The organism is Virgibacillus carmonensis (genome assembly GCF_057836705.1).
This window is the reverse complement of the sequence record NZ_JBYQFJ010000179.1, coordinates 1-677: the sequence shown is the minus strand read 5'-3', so window position 1 is coordinate 677 and position 677 is coordinate 1. Positions and strand designations below refer to the sequence as shown.

The 677-nt window shown below is 33.8% G+C and carries 1 protein-coding gene; it reads right to left on the bottom strand.

Annotated elements, in window-relative coordinates:
* Positions 1 to 405 precede the first annotated feature (405 nt).
* On the bottom strand, positions 406 to 677 hold a 272-nt coding region (locus AC3G7N_RS21240; protein WP_489424128.1), incomplete at its 5' end, for a GNAT family N-acetyltransferase.

Genomic DNA, 677 nt, shown 5'->3' with positions numbered 1-677 from the left:
CCACGATGTAATTTTTTTGGTTTTGTTAACAATTTAAATCCGCCTCTCTGATTCTTGTATTAATTCCAACCAAGGAACGTGTTCTTTATTTCTAGTTTAGTAACAAACTGATCCTTTTACGAAAAAATCGCGAGTATTAACAAAATTGTATCAGACTTTTTTACAAATTATCGGATTTTAATTAATTTTCAAGACCAAAATCATAAAAAGTTATAAAAAATAAAGGGCGATACATATTTCATGACTAATATGTATCGCCCTTTTACTCCTTGTTCCGCAATCGCACTTATTTAAAAGGCACATAATTCACCGTATGACTAAGTTATTCCGATTAATGACCCGAATCCAATACAATCTTGCTCAGCTATAGCGCTCGTTAACAAAAGAACCTAACAGCTTGTTTTTTTACTTAGCGCATTCATACTTCATCTTCAAAAACTCAAAACGACTACCATTTGTATCCTGCATGTAGGTTTCCACAGATTCAAATCCTGCTTTTTTATAGACCTTTATAGCTCTCTCATTAAAAGTAGCAACGGAAAGCGTTATTTCTTTAGGGTTATATTGTGTCATAGCATAATTCATTCCAGCTTCAAGGAAATTCAGACCCATACCCTTTCCGGTTAATTCAGGTTTCATTCCCAACCCAATTTCAACGGAAACGTCTCCATGTTCAA